The 24521-nt window shown below is 70.3% G+C and carries 23 protein-coding genes; 7 read left to right on the top strand and 16 right to left on the bottom strand.

What is annotated here, in order from left to right; translation table 11 throughout:
* Positions 1-201 precede the first annotated feature (201 nt).
* Positions 202-1659, bottom strand: coding sequence for a MocR-like transcription factor YczR (gene yczR, locus GPZ80_RS05265; RefSeq protein ID WP_187218606.1), 1458 nt, complete (start codon positions 1657-1659; stop codon positions 202-204).
* A gap of 60 nt (positions 1660-1719) precedes the next feature.
* Between yczR and yczE the strand changes: the two genes are divergently transcribed.
* Complete coding sequence (yczE, locus tag GPZ80_RS05270; RefSeq protein WP_187218608.1) at positions 1720-2340, top strand: membrane protein YczE; 621 nt, start codon at positions 1720-1722, stop codon at positions 2338-2340.
* A gap of 137 nt (positions 2341-2477) precedes the next feature.
* On the opposite strand, the gene GPZ80_RS05275 is transcribed toward yczE, so the two are convergent.
* Both GPZ80_RS05275 and GPZ80_RS05280 read right to left on the bottom strand, forming a co-directional pair.
* The gene (locus tag GPZ80_RS05275) at positions 2478-3023 is read right to left on the bottom strand and encodes a Clp protease N-terminal domain-containing protein (protein WP_187218610.1); all 546 of its coding nucleotides are present in this window, start codon (positions 3021-3023) and stop codon (positions 2478-2480) included.
* Positions 3024-3233: a sigma factor-like helix-turn-helix DNA-binding protein gene (locus GPZ80_RS05280; protein WP_187218612.1), complete on the bottom strand. Its 210-nt coding sequence runs from the start codon at positions 3231-3233 to the stop codon at positions 3024-3026.
* Between the two features lie 64 nt (positions 3234-3297).
* Here GPZ80_RS05280 and GPZ80_RS05285 point away from each other — a divergent pair, with 64 nt between their 5' ends.
* Both GPZ80_RS05285 and GPZ80_RS05290 read left to right on the top strand, forming a co-directional pair.
* The gene (locus GPZ80_RS05285) at positions 3298-4050 is read left to right on the top strand and encodes a hypothetical protein (protein WP_187218614.1); all 753 of its coding nucleotides are present in this window, start codon (positions 3298-3300) and stop codon (positions 4048-4050) included.
* A 112-nt stretch (positions 4051-4162) separates the two neighbouring features.
* Entirely contained in the window at positions 4163-5188 is a 1026-nt protein-coding gene (locus GPZ80_RS05290; RefSeq protein WP_187218616.1) for a hypothetical protein, read from the top strand.
* Positions 5189-5195: 7 nt separating this feature from the next.
* Here GPZ80_RS05290 and GPZ80_RS05295 read toward each other — a convergent pair whose 3' ends face one another.
* The 6 genes from GPZ80_RS05295 to GPZ80_RS05320 form a co-directional block, all read right to left on the bottom strand.
* A complete protein-coding gene (locus tag GPZ80_RS05295) occupies positions 5196-5612 on the bottom strand; it encodes a DUF2784 domain-containing protein (protein WP_187218618.1) in 417 nt (138 codons plus the stop codon).
* A 207-nt stretch (positions 5613-5819) separates the two neighbouring features.
* The gene (locus GPZ80_RS05300; protein WP_187218620.1) at positions 5820-7154 is read right to left on the bottom strand and encodes a UDP-glucose dehydrogenase family protein; all 1335 of its coding nucleotides are present in this window, start codon (positions 7152-7154) and stop codon (positions 5820-5822) included.
* A gap of 45 nt (positions 7155-7199) precedes the next feature.
* Complete coding sequence (locus GPZ80_RS05305) at positions 7200-8582, bottom strand: glycosyltransferase family 4 protein (protein WP_246476772.1); 1383 nt, start codon at positions 8580-8582, stop codon at positions 7200-7202.
* 32 nt (positions 8583-8614) lie between these two features.
* On the bottom strand, positions 8615-9457 hold the full coding sequence (locus GPZ80_RS05310) for a glycosyltransferase (protein WP_312880125.1): 843 nt from the start codon (positions 9455-9457) through the stop codon (positions 8615-8617).
* Positions 9454-10236 (bottom strand): PIG-L deacetylase family protein, encoded by a 783-nt coding sequence (locus GPZ80_RS32460; protein WP_187218624.1) that lies wholly within the window; start codon positions 10234-10236, stop codon positions 9454-9456. Before GPZ80_RS32460 ends, GPZ80_RS05310 begins: the two co-directional genes overlap by 4 nt.
* A complete protein-coding gene (locus tag GPZ80_RS05320; RefSeq protein ID WP_187218626.1) occupies positions 10230-11252 on the bottom strand; it encodes a glycosyltransferase family 4 protein in 1023 nt (340 codons plus the stop codon). The genes GPZ80_RS32460 and GPZ80_RS05320 overlap by 7 nt, the downstream gene beginning before the upstream one ends.
* A 318-nt stretch (positions 11253-11570) precedes the next feature.
* Between GPZ80_RS05320 and GPZ80_RS05325 the strand changes: the two genes are divergently transcribed.
* Together GPZ80_RS05325 and GPZ80_RS05330 are read left to right on the top strand one after the other, a co-directional pair.
* Positions 11571-12632 carry a right-handed parallel beta-helix repeat-containing protein gene (locus GPZ80_RS05325; protein ID WP_187218628.1) on the top strand — a complete coding sequence of 354 codons (1062 nt, stop codon included), beginning with the start codon at positions 11571-11573 and terminating at the stop codon, positions 12630-12632.
* Between the two features lie 102 nt (positions 12633-12734).
* A complete protein-coding gene (locus GPZ80_RS05330; RefSeq protein WP_187218630.1) occupies positions 12735-14291 on the top strand; it encodes a lipopolysaccharide biosynthesis protein in 1557 nt (518 codons plus the stop codon).
* Between the two features lie 162 nt (positions 14292-14453).
* On the opposite strand, the gene GPZ80_RS05335 is transcribed toward GPZ80_RS05330, so the two are convergent.
* The 4 genes from GPZ80_RS05335 to GPZ80_RS05350 all read right to left on the bottom strand — a co-directional run bounded on the left by GPZ80_RS05335 (position 14454) and on the right by GPZ80_RS05350 (position 18935).
* Positions 14454-15395: a glycosyltransferase family 2 protein gene (locus tag GPZ80_RS05335; protein WP_187218631.1), complete on the bottom strand. Its 942-nt coding sequence runs from the start codon at positions 15393-15395 to the stop codon at positions 14454-14456.
* An 83-nt stretch (positions 15396-15478) separates the two neighbouring features.
* Positions 15479-16288: a right-handed parallel beta-helix repeat-containing protein gene (locus GPZ80_RS05340; RefSeq protein ID WP_187218633.1), complete on the bottom strand. Its 810-nt coding sequence runs from the start codon at positions 16286-16288 to the stop codon at positions 15479-15481.
* A complete protein-coding gene (locus GPZ80_RS05345) occupies positions 16285-17784 on the bottom strand; it encodes an O-antigen ligase family protein (RefSeq protein ID WP_187218635.1) in 1500 nt (499 codons plus the stop codon). Before GPZ80_RS05345 ends, GPZ80_RS05340 begins: the two co-directional genes overlap by 4 nt.
* Positions 17781-18935 carry a hypothetical protein gene (locus GPZ80_RS05350; RefSeq protein WP_187218637.1) on the bottom strand — a complete coding sequence of 385 codons (1155 nt, stop codon included), beginning with the start codon at positions 18933-18935 and terminating at the stop codon, positions 17781-17783. Before GPZ80_RS05350 ends, GPZ80_RS05345 begins: the two co-directional genes overlap by 4 nt.
* Positions 18936-19210: 275 nt before the next feature.
* Between GPZ80_RS05350 and GPZ80_RS05355 the strand changes: the two genes are divergently transcribed.
* A complete protein-coding gene (locus GPZ80_RS05355; RefSeq protein ID WP_246476774.1) occupies positions 19211-20275 on the top strand; it encodes a glycosyltransferase family 4 protein in 1065 nt (354 codons plus the stop codon).
* 286 nt (positions 20276-20561) lie between these two features.
* Positions 20562-21719, top strand: a complete 1158-nt coding sequence (locus GPZ80_RS05360) for a glycosyltransferase family 4 protein (protein ID WP_187218640.1) — start codon at positions 20562-20564, stop codon at positions 21717-21719.
* Here the strand turns inward: GPZ80_RS05360 and GPZ80_RS05365 are convergent.
* From GPZ80_RS05365 to GPZ80_RS05375, 3 genes are read right to left on the bottom strand one after another with little or no spacing between them, the layout of a single operon-like run.
* Positions 21716-22420: a polysaccharide deacetylase family protein gene (locus GPZ80_RS05365; RefSeq protein ID WP_246476775.1), complete on the bottom strand. Its 705-nt coding sequence runs from the start codon at positions 22418-22420 to the stop codon at positions 21716-21718. The two genes, GPZ80_RS05360 and GPZ80_RS05365, sit on opposite strands and share 4 nt — an antisense overlap.
* Positions 22421-22431: 11 nt before the next feature.
* Positions 22432-23385: a glycosyltransferase family 2 protein gene (locus tag GPZ80_RS05370; protein ID WP_187218644.1), complete on the bottom strand. Its 954-nt coding sequence runs from the start codon at positions 23383-23385 to the stop codon at positions 22432-22434.
* Positions 23382-24521 (bottom strand): class I SAM-dependent methyltransferase, encoded by a 1140-nt coding sequence (locus GPZ80_RS05375; protein WP_187218645.1) that lies wholly within the window; start codon positions 24519-24521, stop codon positions 23382-23384. Before GPZ80_RS05375 ends, GPZ80_RS05370 begins: the two co-directional genes overlap by 4 nt.

The raw sequence follows: 24521 nt of genomic DNA on the forward strand, positions 1-24521 counted from the left end.
CCGGCGCCGCGATGCCCCCGCGGCGCCGGGGCACCCACTGGCCGTCCACCGTGATCGGCACAACGAGGGGCTGTGCCGAATGACCTTCATGGTGGATGACCAGGTCGAAGTGCGCTGGATGGCGACAGACCCGGAAGGGTCAACGCGTTACGCCATCCAGCGCACTGCGCTTTTTAGCGGGTAAAGGGGTGGGAAAGCTAGTCAAGCGACCGGAATGTGCCCATAAGGACTTACCGGCGCGGGCGATCCGGTGACGTGCTCGGCCACCAGCGACAGCCTGCGCACGGCTTCGGCCAGTTGCGCGGGCGGCAGCGTGTAGGGCAGCCGGATCCAGCGTTCGAGGCCGCCGTGGGCGGCGAACCGCGATCCCGGTGCCACCCGAACGCCGAAGTTCTGCGCGGTCACCGCGAGCCGGGTGCCGATCGGCTCCGGCAGCCCGCACCACAGGCTCAGCCCGCCGCCCGGCACCTCGAAAGTCCACTGTGGACAATAAGTGCGGACGGCTTCGACCAGCGCGTCACGGCGGGCCGCGAGCTCGGTCCGGCGCACACGCGGAACCGGGTCCGGATCGGCGTAGAGTTCGGCCAGGACAAGCTGTTCGAGCACGGGCGAGCCAAGATCATAGGCATGGCGGGCGGCCGCTATTCGCCGGATGACGTCCTCCGGCGCGCGCACCCAGCCCAGCCGCAGACCGCCCCAGTGCGACTTGCTCGCCGACCCGACGGCCAGCACCATGCCGCCGCCGAACGCGGGCAGCGGCGCGGGACCGTCGAGCGGGTCGCCGTCGAGGTCGAGTTCGACCAGGGTCTCGTCCACGACGACAGGTGTCCGCGCGCGGCGCAGCGCGGAGACAAGCCGGGCGCGGCCTTCGGCGTCGAGCCTGCGCCCGGTCGGGTTGTGGAAATCGACGATGAAGTGGGCCAGCCGCGGCGACGCCTGGCGCAGCGCGGCCTCGATGCCCTCGTGGTCCCAGCCGTCCTCGACCAGCGGCACGGCGACGGGGACGGCGTGCGCGGCCTTGATCGCGTCGATGGCGTTGGGGTAGGTGGGGAGTTCGATCAGGACCCGGTCGCCCGGGTCGGTCATCGTGCGCAGCACGAGAGCGAGTGCGTGGTGAGCCCCGTTGGTGATCAGCACCTCGGCCGGGCCGGTCGGCAGACCGCGTGCGGTGTAGCGCTCGGCGATGCGCTGGCGCAGGATGTCGACGCCGTAGTCGTAGTAGCCGTGGCCCGCGAGTTCGGCGGCGAACCGGGAGCGCACGGCATCGATCGCCTTGGCGATGCCCGGAACCGCCTCGGGCGCGGCGCGGGCCAGGTCGAGGGGTTGCTCGTCGAGCGACTCCCACGTCCGGTCGGCGCCCGAGGCGCTGGGCAGCGCGGTCCAGGAACCGGACCCGCGCCTGCTGACGATCAGACCGTCGGCCCGCAGGAGGTCCCAGGCGGTGCCGACGAGCGTCCGGCTGACGCCCAGGGCTTCGGCGAGTTCGCGCTCGGCGGGCAGGACCGTGCCGGGCGGAAGCTGCCCGTCGAGGACCAGCAGCTTGATCCCGGCGGCCAGCCCAGCCGACCCCTGCCTGCTGCCGTGCGCCCGCCATTCACCCAGCAACCGGACCAATTGCTGCCGGGAGACCCGGCCACTGGGTGGAACACTCGACGTCATGTGACCAATTGTCGCAGATTGGCTCTCGATAGAAAGTCCAATCGTTGTCAGAATGGCCGCATGACCGTGGTCGACCTCCAGCACGTGCCGGTCCGGGTCGCACCCGGACGCCGGCTCACCCAACTCTTCGTCGGGCTCGCCCTGTATGGCGCGAGCATGGCGCTGCAGATCGAGGCCGCGCTCGGCCTCGCGCCGTGGGATGTGCTGCACGAGGCGCTGAACAAGGTCACCGGGCTCAGCTTCGGCACGATCACCGCGATCACCGGCGTGATCGTGATGCTGTGCTGGATCCCGCTGCGCCAGCGGCCCGGCGTCGGCACGATCGCCAACATCGTGCTCATCTCGGTGTCGGTGGATGTGACGCTGTTCCTGCTGCCCACACCGGATTCCCTGGTCGCCCGAATCGCGTTCCTCGGCTCCGGGATCGTCCTCAACGGACTGGCGACCGCGGCGTACATCGGCGCCCGGCTCGGACCGGGCCCGCGCGACGGGCTGATGACCGGACTCGCCACCCGGTTCGGGTTCTCGATCCGGTGGGTCCGCACGGGGATCGAGATCGCCGTGCTCGCCACCGGCTGGCTCCTCGGCGGCACGGTCGGAGTCGGGACCGCGCTCTACGCGGTGGCGATCGGCCCACTCGCCCAACTGTTCCTGCCCCTCGTCTCCTGGAAGCAGCAATAGTTGGTGTCCGACAAACCCGACTTGCAACGAACCGACACCGAAGGGGATCGTGGCGAAAGCCGACCACGATTGCCCTGCCGGTCGGCGCCATCGCCCGTCTGGTGACCCAAGCATGGAATTGCGGGGAGCCGGACTGGTTAGCCTGCCTGGGCCAACTCCGCGGTGACGGTGCGGTGCGTGACGCCGAAGCCTGCCAGGATGTCGGCCACGACGCCCTGCTCGGCGAGCAGCGCGAGCAACAGGTGCTCGTCACCGATCGTGGAATCCTTGCGGGCCAACGCTTCCCGCAGGGTGCGCTCCAGGAGCTTCTTGGATTCAGGGGCGATCGGGACCCGCCATCGCGGGCCGAACGCGCGCCGTCGCCTCGCCGGGGCCAGAGCGCCTTCGCCGTGGGTGGATTCGAGCGCCTCGACGATCGCGTCGACGTCGATGCCGACCTCGCTCAGGGCCGCGGTGTCCGCCTGGGACAGTCCGCCGCGGCGGTGGGCCTGGGCGATCGCCTCGGTGACCGCGGCGGTCGTGACGCCGTGCGCGGCGAGGATCTTCGCGCTGGTCGTGTCGCCGTGCTTGAGGATGGCCAGCAGCAGGTGCTCGGGCCGGATAAGGGCGGCGCGCTCCTGTTCGGCCAGGTGCACGCCGTCGCGCACGATGACGCGGGCGGTCTTGGTGAATCGCTCGAACATCTACTTCCTCCCGTATTTCTTGTGCACGGCCTGCTTGCTCACGCCGAGTTCGGCGGCGATCTCCTGCCAGGACCAACCGTCGATCCGGGCACTGCGGACCTGCACGGCTTCGAGTTGTTCGAGTAGCCGACGCAAGGCGGCCACCGCGCGCAGACCCACCCTGGGGTCCTTGTCGCCCGCCGCCGTGGCCAACTGGGTTGCTTCAGCCATGCCGTCAACATAGGTTGACGACACCAGGGTTGTCAACCTTCATTGACGGAGGCAGGATCAGGGCATGCCGGGATTCGCAATCGCTGAAGCCGCGGGGGTGGGCCTCGACGGGGTCGAACGTCCCAGCGAGGACGTGGTGATCGTGCTGCCCGAGGCGGTGATCCTGCTCGACGGCGCCACCAGTTCGCGCACCGATCTGCCCACCGGCGGCGACTACGCCCGCGAACTGGGCGCGCAACTGGCCGCACGGCTGTCAGCCGCCCCCGAGTTGGATCTGGCGAGGCTCGTGGCGGGCTCGATCCGGTCGGTCGCGCGGCACAACGGGTTCACCCCCGGCGAGAGCCCGTCGAGCACGGTGTCCATCGTGCGGTGGGACGACACGACGGTGGAGGCACTGGTCCTGGCCGACAGCCCGGTGGCCGCGTTCCTCACCGACGCGGTGGAGGTCGTGGCCGACGACCGGCTGCGCGCGCTGCGCAGGTCGGTCGACACCGTCGTCGAGTGGCGCAACCGCGAGGGCGGGTTCTGGGTCGCCGAGGCGGTCCCCGCCGCCGCCGAGCAGGCCATGCGGGCTTCCTGGCCGCGAGCCGACGTGCGGGCCGTGCTGATGGCCAGCGACGGCGTCTCATGCGGAATCGACGACTACGGCGTGTTCGCCCGCTGGGAGGACATGCGGCGGATGGCCGAGACCGACGGCCCCCAAGCGGTGCTCGACGCGGTGCGGGCGGCGGAACTGGCCGACCCGGGCCGAGCGCGGTGGCCACGCACCAAACTGCACGACGACCAGGCATTGGTGCATTTGGACTTTAACCAGTAAGGCAAACAGCGCTCAGCGTGACCGATACACGTCAAGATCAACACACCCCGTAACGCTCCCGGGTGCAGGACGACTTCGTCAGTGATACCCGCGAGTTCGCCTGGAGACGTTCATGCCGCAATCGAGTTCCTCGCCGGTGCTGCACACCGGCGACAAAGTGCGTGTTCGCAGCGCCGAGGACATCCTCGCCACCCTCGACGAGCAGGGAACGTCGGGCGCGCTGCCGCTGATGCCGGAGACGCTGAGGTTCGCGGGCCGTGAACTCACCGTGTTCAAGAGCGCGCACAAGACCTGCGACACCATCAACGGCAAGGGCACCACCCGGCGCATGGACCGCGCGGTGCACCTCACCGGCGCCCGGTGCGACGGCAGCGCCCACGGCGGCTGCCAGGCGGGCTGTCTGCTCTTCTTCAAGGAGGAGTGGCTGGAGAACCTCGACGGCACGCCGATCCGACAGGACTCGCCGCCCGCGCGCACGATCCCGCTGAGCCTCGAGGTGATCGAGCGCGGGACCACCGCGGGCATCGACGACGACGGCGAGCCGATCTACCGCTGTCAGGCCACCGAACTGGTCCGGGCGACCGACTATCTGCCGGTGCATGACGCGAGGCAGTACGTCAACGACGTCCGCACGGGAAACGTGAAGCTGCGGGCGACCCTGTTGGCGCTGGCGATCTCGGTGTTCAACAACTACCAGAAGCTCAGCCGCAAGCTCCCCGCGAGACTGCGCGTCCGCGACGGCAAGTTCTACCCGTTCTACGGCGGCACCGGCCCGGCGAAGCAGAAGCAGCGGGAGCCGCTCGACCTCAAACCCGGCGAACTGGTCGAGGTCAAGTCCAAGGAAGAGATCATGCCGACCCTCGGGCCGAACAACCGCAACCGCGGTCTCTGGTTCGACGCGGAGATGCTGCCCTACTCCGGGCGCAAGGGGCGGGTGCTCGGCCGGATCGACCAGATCATCAACGAGGCCACCGGAAAGATGATCAAACTGCGCGACTGCGTGGTCATCGAGGACATCACATGCGCGGGCCAGTTCAACCGGTACTGTCCGAGGTCGGACTACATCTACTGGCGCGAGGCCTGGCTGCGGCGGGTGCCCGACAGCACGGCCGACGAAGCCCCCGGCGGCACGGTCTGAGGGTCGGTCAGCGGCTCGGCCGGGCCGGCACCCGCACCGGTGGGAGCGCGAAGCTGACCCGGACGGCCTGCCGCCTGCGGACCGCGGCGCGGTAGGCCGCCGCCCACGAGTAGACGATCACCAGCAGCGCGATCGCGCGCGCCCAGTTCACGTGGTGCTCGGGGTAGAGGACGCCCTGGATGTAGGTCTCGATGAACCCGTCCTCGTAGAGCGCCATCCCCGCCCGGCCCCGCGCCCAGTTCTCCGCGCCGGTGATCGGGCACGGCATCTGCCACACCGAGCTGACGACACCCCAGCCCACCAGCGCCACGTGCGCCCACACCACCCTGGGCCAGCGCACGGCCAACAGCCCGCCGAACACCAGGAAGGCCAGGATGCCGAAATGAACGGCGAGCAAAGCGATCGCGAGAATCCGGTCGCCCAAGACCCACCTCCACGCTGACAGGCGCCACAGACCGATCGCTGTGGTGTGCCTTCCGACTGGCTCACGGCGGCGCTGTGTCCACCGTCGATCAAGAGCGTTCGCGGCGACCCGGTCATGAACTTGTCACATGACGCTGATCTCGATCCGCGATGTCCTCACGAAGGGAGTCGTCCGAAGAGCACAATCCGTTAACCCGGTTGCGGGTATTCAGTGCGTCCGTTGAGCCGGTTTCTTTCCCACGCCGGTCCAATCGAAGCCCGCGCGCCGCAGGACGTCCGGATCGAGCAGGTTCCGGGTGTCCACCACGATCGGCTCGGCCACCACCTCCGCCATCCGCACCCAGTCGAGGGTCCGGAAGTCCGGCCACTCGGTGAGCACGACGAGGCCTTGCGCGTCCCTGGCTGCCTCGTAGGGGTCGTCGACGAGGGTGACCAGGCCCAGCTCCGGCCGGGAGGCTGTGGGGGTCATGGCGGGGTCGTAGGCGTAGAGCTCGGCCCCGGCCTGGCGCAGCAGCGCGGCGACGGCGAGCGCGGGTGAGTCACGCAGGTCGTCGGTGCCCGCCTTGAAGGTCAGGCCCAGCAGTCCCAGCCGCACCTTCGACAGGGAGCCGGTGCGCTTGCCGGTCACCGCGAGCCGGATCTTGTCGACCATCCTTTGGCGCTGCCGGGTGTTGGTGTCGATGGTCGCGCGCAGCAGCCGGAACTCGAAGTCGGCGGCGTCGGCGACCTGGAGCATCGCGGCGGTGTCCTTGGGCAGGCAGGAGCCACCCCAGCCGGGGCCGGGCGTCAGGAACGCCTGCCCGATGCGGTGGTCGTAACCGATGCCCTCGGTGACGTCGTTGATGTTCGCGCCGAGACGCTCGCAGAGTTCGGCGACGGCGTTGACGTAGGACAGCTTCATCGCCAGGAAGCAGTTCGCCGCGTACTTCACCAGTTCGGCGCTCTCGGCGTCGGTGAGCACGGTGGGCGCGCCGAGCCGGGCGTAGAGGGCGGCGACCCGCTCGGCGGCGTCCTGCTTGTCACAGCCCACCACGATCCGGTCCGGGTTGAGGAAGTCGTAGACCGCGGTGCCCTCGCGGAGGAACTCCGGGTTGGACACCACCGCGACGTCGTCGCGGCCGAGCAGTTCGGCGGTGCGCTGCGCGGTGCCCACCGGCACCGTCGACTTGTTCACCACGACACAGCCCTCGGGGAGCAGGTCGCGGCATTCGTCCACAACGGACTCGACGGCGGCCAGGTCGGCGACACCGCCTACGCCCATCGGGGTCGGCACGCAGAGGAAGACGACCTCGGGGGCGCCCGCCGGGTCCGTCATCGCCGCGGCCGCGCCGAGCACGAAGCTGAGCCTGCCGGAGGCGAGCCCCTCGGCGACCAGCTCGGGCAGGCCCGGTTCGAGGATGTCGACCTCACCGCGGATCAGCCGCTTGACCTTGTCCGGGTCGACGTCGGCGCACACCACACGGTGCCCGAGCGACGCCAGGCAGGCGCCGGTGGTCAGACCGACATAGCCGGTGCCGACGACCACGATTCGACGTACGAACATTCCGTGCACTCCCAACGTAGTGAGCGCGGGCGCCCACGGTTTTGCCTATCCGGCGGACAAATCGCCCGCCGGTTCGCGGGAAACCCTCCGGGTGCCCGCGAAGTCGCGCAGCGCTTCGTCGTCGCGCAGGTCGACCATCGTGTTGCCCCAGCGGTCGAGCAGTCCGGTGTCACCCTTCGCCCGCTGTTCGGTCTCGGGCCACGCGTCCGGGAACGGACCCGCGGACCGGTTTACCAGCAAGCCGTCGTAGACCCCGACGTAGGTCCGTGCCTGGGCTCGCCAGTCGAGTTCGGTCTCGGCCCGCCGCCTGCCCGCCGCGCCGAGTTCCGACCGGCGCTCCTCGTCGTCGAGCAGTGCGACCACCGCGTCCGCGAAACCGATGGTGTCACCCGGCTCGACATAAACGGCACAGTCGCCGGCGGAAATTACGGTTTCGGTCAGCCGATAGGCGACGACCGGTAACGCGAACGCCATGTATTCCATGGTTTTGTTCATTGTCGAGATGTCGTTGAGCGGACTGAGCGGATCCGGCGAGAGGCCGACCGACGCGGTCGACAGGTATCGGGTGATCTGTTCGGGACCGACCCGGCCGGGGAATTCGACGTAGTCGTCCAGGCCCAGGTCCGTGCACCGCTTGCGGAGGTCGTCGAGGCAGTCCCCGAAGCCCAGCAGGGCGAACCGGACGTCCTCGCGGCCGCGCGTCCTGACCACGTGTTCGGCCATGTCGAGCACACCGTCCACCCCGTCCTGCGGGCCCATGATCCCCAGGTACGCCACCAGGTGCTTGCCGCCGCGGCGCAGACTGTCGACCGCGTCGACCGGCCGCATGACCGCGGTGTCCGGGCCGGACCGGACGACGGCGGTGCGCTCCGGGTCGACGCCGCCGCGCTCCCAGGCGATGCGCTGGTAGGAGGTGTTGGTCGAGATGACGCGGTCGGCCGTGCGGAACGTCCGGCGCTCCAGCCACTTCAGGATCGCGAGCTGAATCTTCGAGCCGAGGCCGGTGGGCGCGCCGAACCGGGAGAGGAACACCTCGGGGTTGAGGTCGTGGTGGTCGAAGACGAACCTGACCCCGCGCGCCTTCCACAGCAGCGCGAGCAGCCAATACGTGTCCGGCGGGTTGCACGCCTGGATCACGTCGAAGCGGCGCCTGCGCGAGACGGTGAGGCTGAGCCAGGCGGTGCGCAGCCAGCAGTACAGGAACTCCCAGGCGTAGCTCAGCAGCCCCTCGGCCTGCGGCGGCGGCTTGTACTTGTAGAGGTGCACGCCGTCGAGCTCCGCGCGCGCCGGGTCGCCTGGGCCCTTCGGGCAGATCACCGAGACCTCGTACCCGGCGGCGGTGAGCGCCTGGCACTCAAGCCAGACCCGTCGGTCCAGCGGCACCGGCAGGTTCTGCACGATGATCAACACATGGGGTCTTCCGGTCAACTCGACGCTCCTGACGGTGTCATTCCCGTTCATTACTGCCCTCGACTAGTGAGGTCGGTCGACCAGGCCATGTCGTTTCCCCCGCGCAGCCCGCGCCACTTGGCCAGTACCCGGTCGCAGAGCAGGACGAACGCGAAACATCCGGCGTCGACCATGCTCACCCGGCCGGACCAAACCAGCCCGACCAGTTCCCGGGGCGAGATCGAGCCGTCGGCGGGCGCGGCCCCGACACCTTCGAGTTGGCGGTTCGCCAGCCGGACCCGGGCTCGCCTGCGCACCACGGCCGCGACGGTTCGCGCCGGTCGCACCACACACCGGGCGCCCGCGACGGACCGGCGTTCGTGCTCGGCGAAGCTCCGGTGCACCCAGCCGTCGTCGGCGAGCACGTCCGGCAGCGGGAAGACGCGGTCGTGCCCGGCCGGGCCGAGGGCGTAGACACCGACCCCGGCGAGTCCACGGCGCGGCGCCATCAGCAACTCGTGCACGCGCTGGAACCGGGCGGCCACTGTGGACACTGCGGTGCGGTCGAACTCGGGGACGGGCGCGCACGCGGCCACGGTCCCGTCGGCGAGCGTGGCGACCAGCAGGCGCACGGACTCGACGGAGAGATCCACGTCAGCGTCGAGGTACACCCTGGGAAAGGCCAGACACGCTTCGTCGCCCAAGGCGAGCGCGTTGCCCTTGCCGGGGATTGGCGTCTCGATCACCCGGGCCCCCGCCGCGCGGGCGACCTCCGCGGTGCGGTCGGCGCAGGCGTTGGCCACGACGATCACGTCCAACTCGCCCGGCTCGGCGCCGGTCAGCAGGGCCGCCAGGCAGCGGCCGATGACCTGTTCCTCGTTGTGCGCGGGAATCACCACGCAGGCGATCGTCACCGGTCCGCCTGTCCGCGGTAGCGCAGGAACAGCTCCACGCCACGTCCGGCGTCGTCGAGCACCGCGGGGGGCAGCGACACCCACGGCTCGTCGGCGGGGACACCGTCCGGCCGGTGACCGAGTTGGGTGCGGTGGGCGGCCAGAGCGTGCAGCTTGCGGTCGCGGACCTCCGCGGTGCGGACGGTGACCGCGCCGCCGGTCAGGGCAACGCGGGCGAACTGGCTGAAGGACGACCAGCGGCCGCCCTTGGCCAGCGGCCAGGAGCCCCACAGCCAGACCGGGTACTCGAAGAGCCGTGCCCCGGTTCGGTCGGCCACCAGCCGGGCGGCGCGTCCGACGGCGGCGTGGTCGGGATGGGCCTCCCACGCGCACGTGCTGAACAAGTCCTCGACGCCGCGTTCGCGAACGAGGGCGCCGACCCGCTCGGCGAGCGCGTCGACGTCGGTGCCCGCCTGCCCGTCGGGCAGGTCGAGCCAGAGCACCTCGGGTCCGCCGAGCCGCTTCGCCGCGTCGGCCATCTCGACCCGACGCAGGGCGGCGAGGTCCTCGGGAGAGCAGTAGGAACTGCGGTGTGAGTGGCGACCGTCCGTCACCACGACCACGGTCACCGACGCGCCCGCCGCGATCTTGCGCAGGATGGTCGCGCCGCAGCCGATGGTCTCGTCGTCGGGGTGTGGCGCGAGGACCAGCGCCGGACTCGACGACGCGAGCCGGTCGGTCCAGTCGCGCGCGGTGGCGAACAGCGCTCCCCGCGCGATCCTCCGCAGGCCGCTCAACACGGCGACGTCCCAAGGCCTGCCGCGGTGAGCAGCGCGTTCTCCAGCCGGTCGGTGGACTCCGACCAGTCCAGCGCGGCCACCGCCGCCAGCCCGCCCTCCCGCAGCCGCGCCCGGAGCGCGTCGTCCCGCAGGACGCGGAGCACGGCGTCGGCCAGGGCGGCCGGGTCGTCCACGTCGGCCAGCAGGGCGCTCTCGCCGTCGCGGGCGAAGTCGTCCACCCCGCCGTTACGGGTACTCACGAGAACCGACCCGCACGCCATCGCCTCGGTGGCCGGGAACCCCCAGCCCTCGTGCCGGGAGGTGCAGAGGAAAACGGAGCCGCGGTTGTAGATGTCGTCGACCAACACCTCTGGTGTGGGCGACCTCACATAGTCGACCCAGTCGGGCAGTTCCGCGGCCCGCGCCTGCGTGCCGAAGGCAACCGCGGCGACGGTCGGGAAGGCCGACCGCACCCGGTTGAGGACGTCGACCGCGGTGTCCAGGCCCTTGACCGGGGAGGGGTGGGCGAGCAGCGCGATGACGGGGGCGCGCCCCGCCGGATCGGTGCGCACCCGGAACAGGTCGAGATCCAGACCGTTGGGCACGTGTGTGATCGAGTCCTGGGATACCCCCAGGTCAGTGAGCACGTCGACCAAGTGGCGCGACACGGCGATCTTGGGCACGGGCAGGCGCAGGACGTCGTGGACCGTGTCCTCGGGGCCCGCCCAGGTCTCATAGGACTGGATCAGGTGCACCGGCGCGCCATGATCGGGGCGCAGGTCGGGCAGCACCTGCGCGGTAGTCCAGTAAGTCGCGATCGTGACGTCGGCCGATGGCAATGATTTTGGCTGGAATTCGTCGACCGTCGTCATCACCACACGGTCGTCGATCGGCATCCACCGAACGGCTGTGGACAAACCGCCGGAGCGCAGGTTCTGCCGCACTTGGCTCAACCGGCCGCGCAATCGGCTGATCGGCTCACGGCGGGGCGCGATGGCCCGGTGATGCAGGACCTTGACAGCGTGCCCCCTGCTCACCAGCCTGTTGGCGTACTCATAAATCACCTTCGGCCCCCCGGATGGCACCCGAGGGAACATCGGACACAAGATCGTGACCCGCATGCGGTCGCTCCAAGGAAGACCCGAGACCGCGTGATCTCGCGGCACACCGACACAATTCGTTAATCATTTTCTAAAAGTTCGGTGCCGATCTTTGGTTGAACACCAGTTATCCAACCGTTATGCTCGCCGCCGAATCGTTATGAAACGATTCGGTCGACGATCAATCCGGAAGGAACCTTCGTTGTGCGCAACGCTTTACGTTTTGCATTTGCCGATCACTCCAAAAAGAAGCGGGTGGCCGGCGTCGCGGTAGCGCTCGGCCTGGCCGCGCTGACCGTCACCGCCTGCACCGCCGCCGAGGCCGCCGTGGTCTCGCCCGGCTCGGTCAAGCACACGAAGCAGCACAAGGCCCACCCGCGATTCGGCACCACCGCTCCGGTCACCACCTCCGCGCCCAGCTCCAGCACCACCACCACCACGACCTCCGCGCCCACCAGCGCGAACCGCAGCGCGACCTCGTCGGTGGTCCCGACGACCAGCGGCAGCGGCACCACCACTTCCGCACCCGCGGCGGCCCCGGTCGCGGGCTGCGCGGGCGCGATGAGCCCGACCGGCCTGGCGGTGAACGCCGCCGCCATGCCCAAGCGCGACACGATGTCGATCACCCAAGCCGGTGCTGTGGTCGAGAACGTGGACGTCTCCCGCTACATCGACATCACCGCGAGCAACGTTACGGTGCGCAACGTCCGGGTCCGGGGCAACGGCGGGCCCAGCTATGGCATCTACATCCAGTCCGGAGTGACGGGGACGCGCCTCGAGAACATCGAGATCGGCGGTGGCGACAACGGCACGACGAAGACCGGTGTCGACGTCGGCGTGCTGCTCCCCTCGAACTCCGGTGGCGCGGGTTCCAACAAGGCGACGCGGGTGTGGGTTCATCACACCCTGGATGGTTTCCGGTTGGACGGCAACGGTTTGATCTCCTGCAGCCGAGTGTCCAGCTTGGACATGGCGCCCGGCGCCCACGGTGACGGGGTGCAGTCGACCGGCTGGTCCGGCTCGATCATCCAGGACAGCTACATCGAAGGCGGCTCCAACGCCCCGATCTTCTTCAACCAGGAAGGCGGCAACCCGCCGATCGTCGGCGCGCAGGTGCTGCGCAACCGCATCGTCGGGATGTCCAACGGGACCGACGTGAGCTCGTTCGGCCTCTACGTCAACGGCGGCACGAACCAGACCAGGGCGATCGGCAACGTCTTCGCCGGGTCGTACCAGGGTGGTCCGGTCAACTCGAACGCCACGTTCGCGGAGTTCAGCGGCAACACGTGGGCCGACGGCAGGCCGATCACCCGCTAGGAATTCGGCCACTTTCTGTAACGCTCAGGCCCCGGGAATCGTTTCACTGCATATGAGTGAATCCCCGGGGCCGAGCGGCGTCCGACCCATGACGGGCCTGCTTTGACCACGCCCGCGGACCAGGCGCCGCCCACCGGGCGCGCCGACGAAGCCCCGGACGACCACCACCGGATCTCCGGCCACAGCACCGCGGACACCACAGCCGCCGCGGCGGGCGGTGTCATGTGGAGCACGGTCGCCCTGCTCGTGCGTCAGATCGGGCGGCTCGGCTTCGCCATCCTGCTGGCCAGGTGGATCGGCCCCGCGGACTTCGGCATCGCCGCGGAGGCGACGATCTACGTCGCGCTCAACGCCATGCTGCTCGAAACCGGCTTCGCGAGCCTGGTCGTGCAGCGCGACCGGCTGCGCGACGCGGACGTGGGCGCGGCCCAGACCCTGTCCATGGGCGTGGCCCTCGTCATCGCGGCACTCACCGTGCTGCTGGCCGGGCCCATCGCCACTTTGATGGACTCCCCGCAGCTGGCGCCGGTGTTGATGTGGCTGTCGGTGTGCCCGATCCTCAAGGCGCTGGCCGTCGTGCCCGCCGGGTACATCAACCGGTACCTGCGGTTCCGGGCGCTGGCGGTCACCGAGATCCTCGCGACCATCGCGGGTGGCGCCGCGGGCATCACCGCCGCCGTCAGCGGGATGGGCTACTGGGCGCTGGTGGTCCAGCAGATCTCCACCGACGTCCTCGTCGCCGTCTGCATGCTCGTCGCCAGCGGTTGGCTGCCGTGGCGGACCGACCGGGCGGCGATCCGGGAGACGGCGAGCTTCGGCGGCAAGGTGATCACCGGCCAGGGCCTGGGCTACCTCACCCGCAACCTCGACAGCGTGCTCATCGCCAGTGTGCTCGGCGCGGTCCCGCTGGCGTTCTACACAATCGCCTACCGGGTCATGACGGTTCCGGTGCAGCTGCTCGGCAGCGCGGCGAACCGCATCAGCTTCCCGGTGTTCTCCCGGCTGCAGGACCGCCCGGCGGACGCACGCAGACTCTTCCTGCGGTCCAGCCAGGTCATGGCCATGGCGGTGTTCCCGGTGATGATCACCGTGGCGCTCGCCTCACGGGAGATCGTGGCCTTGGTGTTCGGCGAGGTGTGGCTGCCCGCCGTGCCCGCGATGCAGGTCCTCGCGGTCACCTCGATCATCCAGGTGCTGGTCACCGCCAGCGGCGCGCTCTACCTCGCGGCCGCCCGGGTCGACCTGACGCTGCGCTGGTCGATCATCCCGCTCGTGGTCTGCTCGATCGCCTTCGTCGCCGGGCTTCCGTGGGGCATCACCGGGGTCGCGGTGGCGTACTGCGCCGCGACGTTCCTGCTGGCGCCCTTCCAGCTTCGCGCCGCGGGCAACCTGGTGGGGCTGCGGCTGCGGGAGTGGGTGTGGGCCATCCTGCCGTTCACCTTGGCGGGCGCGATCGCCACGGTTGCCGGCCTGGCCGTGCGCTGGGTGCTCGCCGACAGCGCGTACTGGCTGGTCTTGCCTGCCGTGGTGGTTGTGGTTCCCGCCGCGTTCCTGGGGGCGTTGGCCGTGCGCAGGCGTGACCTGATCCAGATGGCGGTGCGCGCGGCGAAGATGATCCTCAAGGGGCGCAGCGGGATCACGGTCCCGGACGCGGCCTAGTGGCCCGTCCAGGACGAGCCACTAGCCCTCGGGTCCTGGACGAGCCACCACCGGCATGCCACCCACAGCCCGACCCCCGGACGAGTGAACAACAGCCTGCACTGCCCCCCGCCCCGCTCGCGCCCTGCCTCGGGATCGGGCAGGGGTCTCCGGGCGGACGGTCTAGCGGCGGGTGACTGAGCGGAGCGCGAGCTTGGTGTATTCGAACAGTCCACGTGCGACTGTGCGGATGACACGCAGCCAGTTGGTCTTCAGCCAACCGCGCATCTGTGCGAGACAGCGGAGTTTGTCTCGGCGGCTGATCGGTGCGCGCATCACCGCTGCTATGTACTGGCGGCCGATGTTGAGGACTGGGAAGGGAATACGGCCGTTCCACTCCGGGTCGAGCACCAGGTAACGAGCCCGCGCGGTCGCGGCCTGGCGCATGATGCGGCCGGGGTGCTCCCGGTGCAGGAACAGATCCTTCTCGACGACCCTGATCGGGCCGCGCAGAGCGAGTTCGACGATCTCCAGGCGGTCGGCGGAGTCGAAGCTGGCGTGCAGTGAGGTCTGCTTGAGCGTCTCCCGCCGCGCCACGCCGAACCAGGCCCAGCACATGTGGTCGAGTTCGGTCAGGTCGCGGAAGCGGACCGCCACATCCGGGTGCCCGGTGCGCGGTTCGTCCTCCCAGCGACGGATCCGCTCGCCGTTCTCGTCGATATCGACCACCGTGGTGTGCACGCACGACGCTTCCGGGTGGTTGGCGAGTTCGGCCACGCACTCCTTGAAGTAGCCGGGCTCGTACACATTGTCCGAGTGCACCCAGGCGAACAGCTCGCCGGTGGTGTGGTGGAAGCCGTAGTTGTGGTTCCCCGCCGCGCCAAGGTTCTTCTCGTGCCGGACGTACCGCACGCGTGGGTCGCGGGCGACGTACTCCGCGACGATCGCCGGGGTCGCGTCCGTCGAGGCGTTGTCGCAGACAAGGAGGTCCCAGTCGGTGAAGTCCTGGGCGAGGATGCTGTCGAGGGCGGCGACGATGAACTTCTCGCCGTTGTACACAGGCATGGCGAGGCTGAGCACGGGCTTGCCGCCCGACCCCGCCAGGTTGCCGTTCGCGTCCGCCATCGGTGCCCGCTCCTCGTTGTTCGTCCGTGTCGCCTGTACTGGATATCGCCCGCCGAACAGGTCCGGTTACGTCCGCGCCGTCACTACGGCCAGTGGACCGGGGTGCCGTCGGTGAACCTGTTGCGCTCATAGATCTTCGGCCGCACACCGCGGGGGTAGACCGGGCCGTACTGGGCCCCGGGCTGGAACTCGTTGTCGGCGATGGTGACGTCGGCAAGTGCCTTTCCGGTGTTCCCCTCGACGTTGTAGACGGTGTATCCGCCACCGCCGAGGACGTTGCGTCGGACGATCACCGGCCCCACCTGCCGTCGCTCCGGCGTCACGTCCGGGGACAGCATGATCGCGGCGTTGCTGCCCTCACCGGTGCCGACTTCGATCCGGTTGTCCTCGATGACGATGTCGCCGTACGCCTCGTCGGCCTGCAGGCCGTCGATGTGGCCGCCCTCGATCGGCTGGAAGTCGTGGAACCAGCTCCCGGTGACCCGCACGTGGTCGCCGAGCTTGGCGCCGTCGCTGCTCGCGCCGACGATCTCCACCCCGCGGGCGGTCCAGTTGTTCCCGGCGATCCCCGCGTCGGTGTATCCGCCGCGGATGGTGACCTGTTCGATCGTCACCGAGCCCTCGCCCTCGGTGCGGATCGCCCACGGCTCGGACCCGTCGCCCTCGAACACGCTGCGCCGGATGACCACGTCGGGCGCGGCGACGGTGATCGCGCCGGTGACGCGCATCCGATCCAGCACCGCTGCGGGAGCGGCGACCGTCATCGTTCCCGTCGGCGTCAGCTCGATCCCCGGCGGCACACCCGGGGCCGCAGGCGCGGGCGGCGCTGGAGGCGAACCGCACGCGGCCGAGGTCAGCGCGAGAAGGGCGACAGCGACGAGACGAAAGATCACGTGGGGTTCCCGACCGGAAGATGGCGGTAGCGGCTGATCCCCAATGCGGGATCACGCACCGTCGTGCGCCACAGCGCGCCCGACAGTCCGATGAGGACATGAGTGACGACAAGCATGATGGTGAACCCGAAGGCGTCGAAGGTCGCGGCGGCGACGGCGGCGGCGGCGATCGCCCCGGCGAGGGCCTGCCCGAGGTCGCGGTCGGCGGGGTCGGCGGCGAACCGGCTCACCCGCCGCGCGAAGACGTAGCCGCACCAGAACAACGCGACCCGCACGATCAGCCCGGTCGCGCCCAGGGTGACCAGTTCGTAGAGGTACTCGTTGTCGAGCACGATGTAGAGCTTCGGCACGAACGTGCCCGGCCCGAGGCCGAACAACGGGTACTCGGCCCAGTACCGGAAGACGATCTCGTAGTCGGCGGTGCGGCCGTGGATGCTGGGGTCGTCGTCCACCGCCCGGAACAGCTGCAGGATCCCGCCGAGCACACCCGGGGTGGCGGCCTGCACGGCGATGAGGCCGAGGACCGCGAGGGGCAGCAGGTTGAGCAGGACCCGCAGCTTCGTCGTCAGGAAGTACACGCCGAGCGCGACCATGGTCGCCAGCACCGCGGAGCGCGAGACCGCCAGCGGGATGCCCGCCGCGATCACCGCGACGGCGAGCCACGGCCAGAACCGCTTGCCTTTCGGCGCCTTCAACGCGAAATGCAGGGCCAACGGCAGCACCAGGCTCAAGACGACGCCGTATTCGATGGGGTGCGTGGCCGTGCCCGCGACCCGGTAGAGCCCGTCGCGCTCGACGATGAAGTCGGAGTTGGACGTGTGCACCTTGAGGCCGGGCAGGCGGATCGCCCCGGAGAGATCGATGATCTGGAAGTACTGCAGGATCCCGGCCGTCGACAGGAACGCGGCGCCCGCGACGATCCGGGCGAGGATCCGGCGGACGACGTTCGCGGTGCCCGGGACGTCCGCGCTGAACAGCAGCAGGCCCAACACGCTGATCTGGACCATCAGGCCCGCGTCGGCGCCGTTGGCCTCGATCGTGGTCATGCCGCGGATCTGCGCCAGCCCATAGCTGGCGAGCACGCCCATGACGACGAGGATCGCCAGCACGCGGATCGGCTGGCGTCTGCGGTCGGACTCGCCGCCGGGCACGATCCGGTCGAACGACCAGTACATGAACATGATCGCGGCGATGAGCATGCACGGTCTGCCCGCCTGGCCGAGCGGGCCGATCACCAGGTTCGCGGGAAGCAGGAAGGTCGCGCCGAGCAGGACGCTGAACGCGGTCAGCTCATTCCACGGCGCGTAGAGCAGCCCGGTGACCACCAGTGCGATGCCGAGCACCATCGGCAGCGTGTCGGGATAGAGGATCGCCACCGCGGGCGCGCAGAAGCCGGCGACGATGAACACCACGCGGACCCACGTGCGGGACTCCAACCGGGCCCACAGCGACGGAGCGGGCGGCGTGATGGGGGCGAAGATGATGGTCGGGCTCATTGCGGCCCGGCCTTACGCGATGGATCACCACCGCTCACCGGCGCCACCCGCACCGTGTCCTGGCCGTGGCCCCGCGCTCGGTCATGGTCTTTCCGCGGCCACCCGCTGGGTCTCCGGGGCGTGCCCTCACCGGCGGGCGGCGCGTCCTCGGTGACGGGCCTGCGCTGCGGCGACCGCGCGGGCTGCGCCTTGTCCTCCGCGGTGGTGGCGGGTTTCGCGGGGGCGTTCTCCGGGGCGGGCGTCCGCACGGGCTGCCTGCCCGCGCCGTTCGGGGCGGCGCCGTTCTTTGCCTGGCCGTTCGGGAGGTTCGCGGTGGTGGCCGCACCGTTCTGGGCCTGGCCGACCGGAGCGCTCGCCTGCTGACCGGTGCCGTTGCGCGCACCCGGGTTCGGCGGCTGGGTGGCGACGGGCGCCGGGTTGCGCGGCGGGTTGACCGGCGCGGGGCCCCGAGGCGCGCCCGTGGCGGGCTGCGCGGGGGCGGGCGGCCGCGGCGGTGCGGACACCTGCGGAGCCATGGCCTGCTTTTCCGGCTCGGGCGCGTTCTCCTCGGCCGCGGGTTCCTGCTCGACCGCGGCGAGCTTGGCCGCACGCTTGCGCCGCAGTCGGGCCGTGCCCCAGCCGCGGAAGTCCGCGAGCACCGCGATACCGAAGGCGAGGATGGTGCCGAGGCCGATCGCCGCGAACAGCACCTTCAGCCTCGATCCGCTGGTCTGCAGCGGCTCCTGCGGGTTGACGACGTCGTCCAGCGTCACACGGGCGGGCGGCGGCACGTTCTTGGCCGCCTGGATCCCGTCGAGGCGCTTGCCCAACTCGCCCACCAGCGACCGGTAGGTGACCAATGCCTCCTCGCGGGTCGTCGCGACGACCGAGACATGGATCAGCGGGCGACCCTCCTGCACGAGGGCCTGGAAGGTCCCGGTGCCGCCCTGGGCGGCGACCGCGTTGGCCGTGTCCGCCGACGCCGCGACACCACCGAGGACCGAGGCCGTGGACCGCGTGTCGGAGTAGCTGTTGTTCGCGATGGCGGCGGCCTCCGCCTCGGTGGTGACGTACGGGGTGTTGATCACCAGGACACCGCCGACCTCGAAGCCCGGCGCGACCTGTGAAGCGGCGACGAACCCGGTGACACAGCACAGGATCAACGTCGGCACGAACACATACCAACGGCGAATCGCGATGCGAAATACCGTGACGAGATCCATGCTCATACCTTCCGCAAAATGGTAGCCTCAATGGCGGGCCGGGGCTCCCAGCACCATTTTGAGGTTGACCACAGGATACTGCCGCACGCGCCAGAAAGATCCGAATAACCACGCGAATTGGACACGGCACTTAAATGGGACAAAACAGCCTCGGTCGTCCCGATGTCAGACCGGACGCGGGGACGAGACGTATCGGGTTCGCCTGCGCCTGGGACTCCCCGCCGATGCGCACGTGGTCGCACACTCCGTGGAATCTCCGACAGGCGCTGCGTGAGCGGGCGTCCGTCGTGGACCTCGGACTCACCTGGTCCGGACCGACCCGGGCGGCGCTGAAGGCCTTGGGCGCGTACCGGCACGACGGGCGCTGGGCCACCGCGTGGAAACACCACCCGCTCACGGTCGCGGCAGGTGAGCGGCGGCTGCGGTCCCACAGCCGGACGAGCGCCGCGGACGTCGTCCTGGAGATCGGCGATCTCGCCCGGTTCGACCAGCCGTTCCTGCTCTACCAGGACCTCAGCTTCGACATGGTGATCGAGCGGCTCGTGGACGGCACCGGAAGCGGGGCGCGGATGCCCGGGCTGTCCGAGTCGCGGATCAGAAGGCTCGCCGACCGTCAGCGGTTGATCTATGACCGCTGTGCCGCGGTGCTCACGATGAGCCAGTGGACCGCCGACCACCTGGTGCGGGTGACCGGTGTGCCCGCCGACCGCGTGCATGTGGTGCCCCCTGGCGCCAACGCGCTGCCCGACGGGCCGGTTCGAGCCGACCGGCCGCGGCCACGACGCAGGCTGCTGTTCGTCGGCAAGGACTTCCAAGGCAAGGCGGGTGACGTGGTCGTCGAGGCGCTCGCCGTGCTGCGCCGCGAGGTCGACCCCGCCTTCCGGCTGACGATCGCCGGTCCCGCCGCATACCAGGGCGAGGTGCCGCCGGGTGTCCGGTTCCTCGGCCGCCTGCCGCTCGAGGAGGTGGGCTCCCTCTACGCCGAGCACGACCTGTTCGTGATGCCCAGTCGCTTCGAGGCTTTCGGGATCGCATTCGTCGAAGCCCTCGCGCACGGAATTCCCTGTATTGCGCGACACGATTGCGCGATGCCCGAATTGGTGCGTTCGGGCGCGAATGGCGGATTGGTCGAGTCCGACGACCCCATCGAACTGGCGGCCAAAATAATGAGCGTCATCAATGACGACGCGATCTACGCGAACACCGAACGCGAATCGGCGGAAGTCATCGCCCGGTACCAGTGGTCGAGGGCCGCCGACGACGTCGTGCGAATCATCGGCGCGCTCTAGTGGACGGTCGGCGGCAGCCGACGCCGTCCGGAAACCCGTCAGGGAGACCCGGCCGCGCGCGGACGCGTCGCGATGCGCCATGAGGACCTCCCCTTCTCCCGACCGTCGGAGCCGGCCTCTGCCCCTTGCATACCGATTTCGGCGGCCGGCGTTACGCCCAATGGCTCACCCGCACAGGTACTTGTTGAAGCTGCGGCCAGCATCGCCGGCGAAGTCCCGTCGGCACCGGCACCCCGCCTGTCACCGTAAGCCGCTTAACGGAATAATCGGCGAAAAGGGGCAGAACATGACAGGTCGAGCGTCACCCGGCGACGATACGCGGTCCGCCGGGATCAGGGTCGGTTTCGCCTGCGCCTGGGACGAGCCACCCGCGCCGACCTGGAGCTACACGCCCTGGAACCTGCGCGGGGCGCTGCGGAAGCGGACCGAGGTCGTCGACCTGGGGCTGCGCTGGGCGCGGCCTGCCCGGACCGCGCTGAAGGCGCTCGGCGCCTACCGGCACGAGGGCCGGTGGGCAAGCGCCTGGAAACACCACGCCCTTACCCAGAGCGTCACCGGCCTGCGGCTGCGCTCCGCCGAGCGCGGGCTGCGCCCCGACGTGGTACTCCAGATCGGCGATCTCGCCCGGCTGGACAAGCCCTACTTCGTCTACCAGGACCTGAGTTTCGACCTCCTGCTCGACCACTTCGACAACGAGACCGGAGTGCGGCACTTCCCCCACCTGACGCCTTCGCGTATCCGCCGCCTCGTCGACCGCCAGCACGAGATCTACGCGGGCGCCGCGGGCGTCCTCGCGATGAGCGGGTGGCTGGCCGAGCACCTGGTCCGGGTCACGGGACTGCCCGCGGACCGGGTGCACGTCGTGCCACCGGCGGCCAACGTTCTGCCGGAGGCCGACAACCGACGACCGGCGGTGTCCGCGCGCCGCCGCAAGCTCCTGTTCGTCGGCAAGGACTTCGACACCAAGGCCGGTCCGGACGTCGTGACCGCGCTGGGGGCGCTGCGCCGCGACGTCGACCCGGAGATCGAGCTGACGGTGGTGGGCCCGACCACCTGGCCCCTGCCGGGTCCGGTGCCCGACGGCGTGCGCTTCCTTGGCAGGCTCCCACTCGAGCAGGTTCGACAGCTCTACACCGAACACGACGTCTTCGTGATGCCCAGCCACTTCGAGGGCTACGGCATGGCGCTGGTCGAGGCGCTCGCCCACGGCCTGCCGTGCGTGGCGCGCGATGCCTGCGCGATGCCGGAGATCGTCCGCCCAGGGGTCAACGGAGCGCTGGTGAAGTCCACCGACGCGGACGAGCTGGCGGGCACGATCGCCGCCGTTCTCACCGACGACGGGCTCACCGAGCGGGCGATCGAGCAGTCCGATGAGGTCGTGGCCCATTACAGCTGGGACCGCGTCGCCGACGACGTCCTGCGGATCGCGAACGGATCGCGCTAGGACTTGAACCAGGCCCACCGCTGAAGACTGCCGGTTCGCAGGGCGTCGGCCAGCGAGACGCCGCGCAGCGCCCGGTCGCTGAGGCCGTCCAGCACCGCGGTGGTCAGCTCGCCACGGTCGAACCGGGGGGCGGGCTGGTCCGCGGCCAGGTCCGGGTCCCCCGCGAAACCGTCGTGCGCCAACAGGACCGAGCCCGCGGACATCCGCTCCATGGCCCGCTTCGCCAGGTCGTCCACCGGCAGGTCGAGCCAGTCCCACGCCGTCGGTCCCCAGACCACCGGTTCCAACCCACACCGCTTCACCGCCCGCCAGGTGCCGATCGACTGGGCGCCGAACGGTGGCCGGAACCACCGAACCGGCATGCCGAGGAGGTCCTCGAGCTCCGCCTTGCCCCGCGCGGTCCGCTGGTACACCTCGGCCGCGGGCAAGGTGGTCAGCCTGCGGTGGTCGATGCCGTGCAGCGCGATCTCGTGGCCTTGGGCGACCGCTTCCGCGAGCAGCGTGCGAAAGCGCCGGGCGCGGTCGATGAGGACGAAGAACGTCGCGGTCGCGCCGTGCTCGGCGAGCGCCGCGAGGACTTTCTCGGTGCCGTCCGGGTCCGGTCCGTCATCGAAGGTCAGCACGGCGTGCGACTCGGTGGTCCACACCCCACGCACCGACCCGACCGGCGCGGTGATGACCCGCGCCACCGGTTTGATCAAGGAGCGGACGTTCATGCGCGGGCCGCCGCGTCCGACCGGGCCTGCCACGTTCCGGGCCAGCCGCGCTCCCACTCGCCGCGCCGCCGCCACACCGCAGCCCAGCGCGGGGGGCGACCCAGAAGCCGCTCGGCGATCATCCGGACGCGCACCCCGGTGCGCAGCGCCAGCAGACCGTAGCGCCGCCACGAGCCAAAGTGCCGCTGCACCACCGAAGCACGGCCCGCGAGGACGAGCACGTCGCGATCCGGCCGGTTCGTGGACGACGCCCCGACCGCGTGCACCGCTTGCGCGTCGGGCGTGATCGAGGGCCGGTAGCCGAGCGCGGCGGCACGCAGACACAGGTCCTGGTCCTCGCCGTAGATCCGGTACGCCTCGTCGAGACCGCCGAGTTCGTCCCAGGTGTGCTTGGCGAGCAGCATGAAGCCGCCGCTGATCACCTCGACATGGCGCACCCGGTCGCGGGCGAAGTTCCCGATCGCCTCCGGGTCGAACCACCTCGAACCCCGGGCGAGCGAGGAGATGCCCGTCGCCGAGCAGGTGACGCTCCACGGCGTCATCCGGCCGAAGCAGCTCCGCGGGTCCAACTCGCCGTCGGGCCGCAGGGTGCGGCCGCCGACGATGCCGTGTCGGGGATTTGCTTTCAGGTGCGCCAGCAACGCGTCGATGGCGCCGGGCATCGGCTCGGCGTCGGGGTTGAGCAGCAGGACGTAGCGGCCCGAGGCCCGCTCGGCCGCGCGGTTGACGCCGTGAGCGAACCCGGTGTTGGCGCCCAACCTGCGCACCGCGTCCGGTCCGAGCAGCCGCTCGGCGACCTCGGCCGCGCCGTCGGCGGAGTCGTTGTCGCTGACCAGGACCTCGAACGGGACCGAGGGCGCGGCGGCACCGGTGAGGGCCAGCAGCGTGCGCTCGAGGAGTTCGGCGGCGTTGTAGGTGACCATCAGCACCGAGAGCTCGGGCCCGGTCATGCGGACTTCCCGAGGATCTTCGGGAGCGTCAGCCAGGTGCCGCCCGCCGCCTCGATCTCCGGCAGCGCGCGGCGGACCTCGTCGAGCAGGTCGGGGAGCATCAGCAGCACGGTGTCCGGCTTCGACCCGACCAGTTCGGCGGGCGAGATCACCGGCACGTCCGTTCCGGGCATCATCCGGCCCTGCTTGCCCGGCGACGCGTCGCCCACGGCGGGCAGCAGGTCTCGGGTGATCCGCGCGTGGCAGAGCACCGGGACCGCGCGCGAGGCGGCGCCGTAGCCGACCACGCGCCTGCCCGCCTGCCGCTGCTCGCCGAGCCAGGTCCGCAGGACGCGGGCGTCGCGGTCGGCGTCGGCCTGCAGCGCGCGCAGGGATGAGGGATTGAGCACCCCGGCACTCACCTCGCTGGAGATCAGCTTGCGGGTGTCGACATCCGGGTCGGCGTTCGCCTGGGCGAGGACCACGATCGTCCCGCCCGCCATCGGATAGCGCCAGGCGCGGTGCACACCGAGACCATGCGCGCGCAGGGCGGTGTCGAGGGCGGGCACCGACCAGTAGCCGAAGTGCCCGTGCCGCAACTCACTCCACTGCCGGTGCAGCAGAACGGTGGCCAGGCTGTGGAACTGGAACACCATGACCCCGCCGGGCGCCAGCCTGGCCGCGCGCGCCGCGAGCGCGCGCGCCTGGTCCGGCTCGTGCAGCAGGCCATAGGTGTCCAGCACCAGGTCCGCCCGCCCGGTGGGCGCCTCGACGAGACCGTGCCGCACGACCAGTGGCAGCCAGTCGCCACCATGCGGGCTGCCGAACTCCGTCACCGACGCGCCGCGCCGGAGCCTGCCTTCGACCGCGAGCCGTTCGACGACCCGGCCCGCCTGGTCGCGCATCGCGCGGGGTTCCACGCTGAGCACGTTCTCCGGCCAGCCGGGGTCGTCGGCCAGCTGCGCGAGCCCGCAGCCGACGCAGAACCACATCCGCAGCGGGTGCACGGGCTCGGTCGCGCCGGGCTCGGGGAACTGCTCGCACCCGGGCTGGCGGCCCAGATCGAGCACCGACTCGCCCGCGCCGCCCCCGCAGTGCCTGCACGACACCTCGGGAAGCACGTCCGAGGGGTCGAGCGCGACAACCGGGTTGGCCAT

The organism is Actinokineospora xionganensis, from assembly GCF_014323725.1.
GTDB lineage: Bacteria > Actinomycetota > Actinomycetes > Mycobacteriales > Pseudonocardiaceae > Actinokineospora > Actinokineospora xionganensis.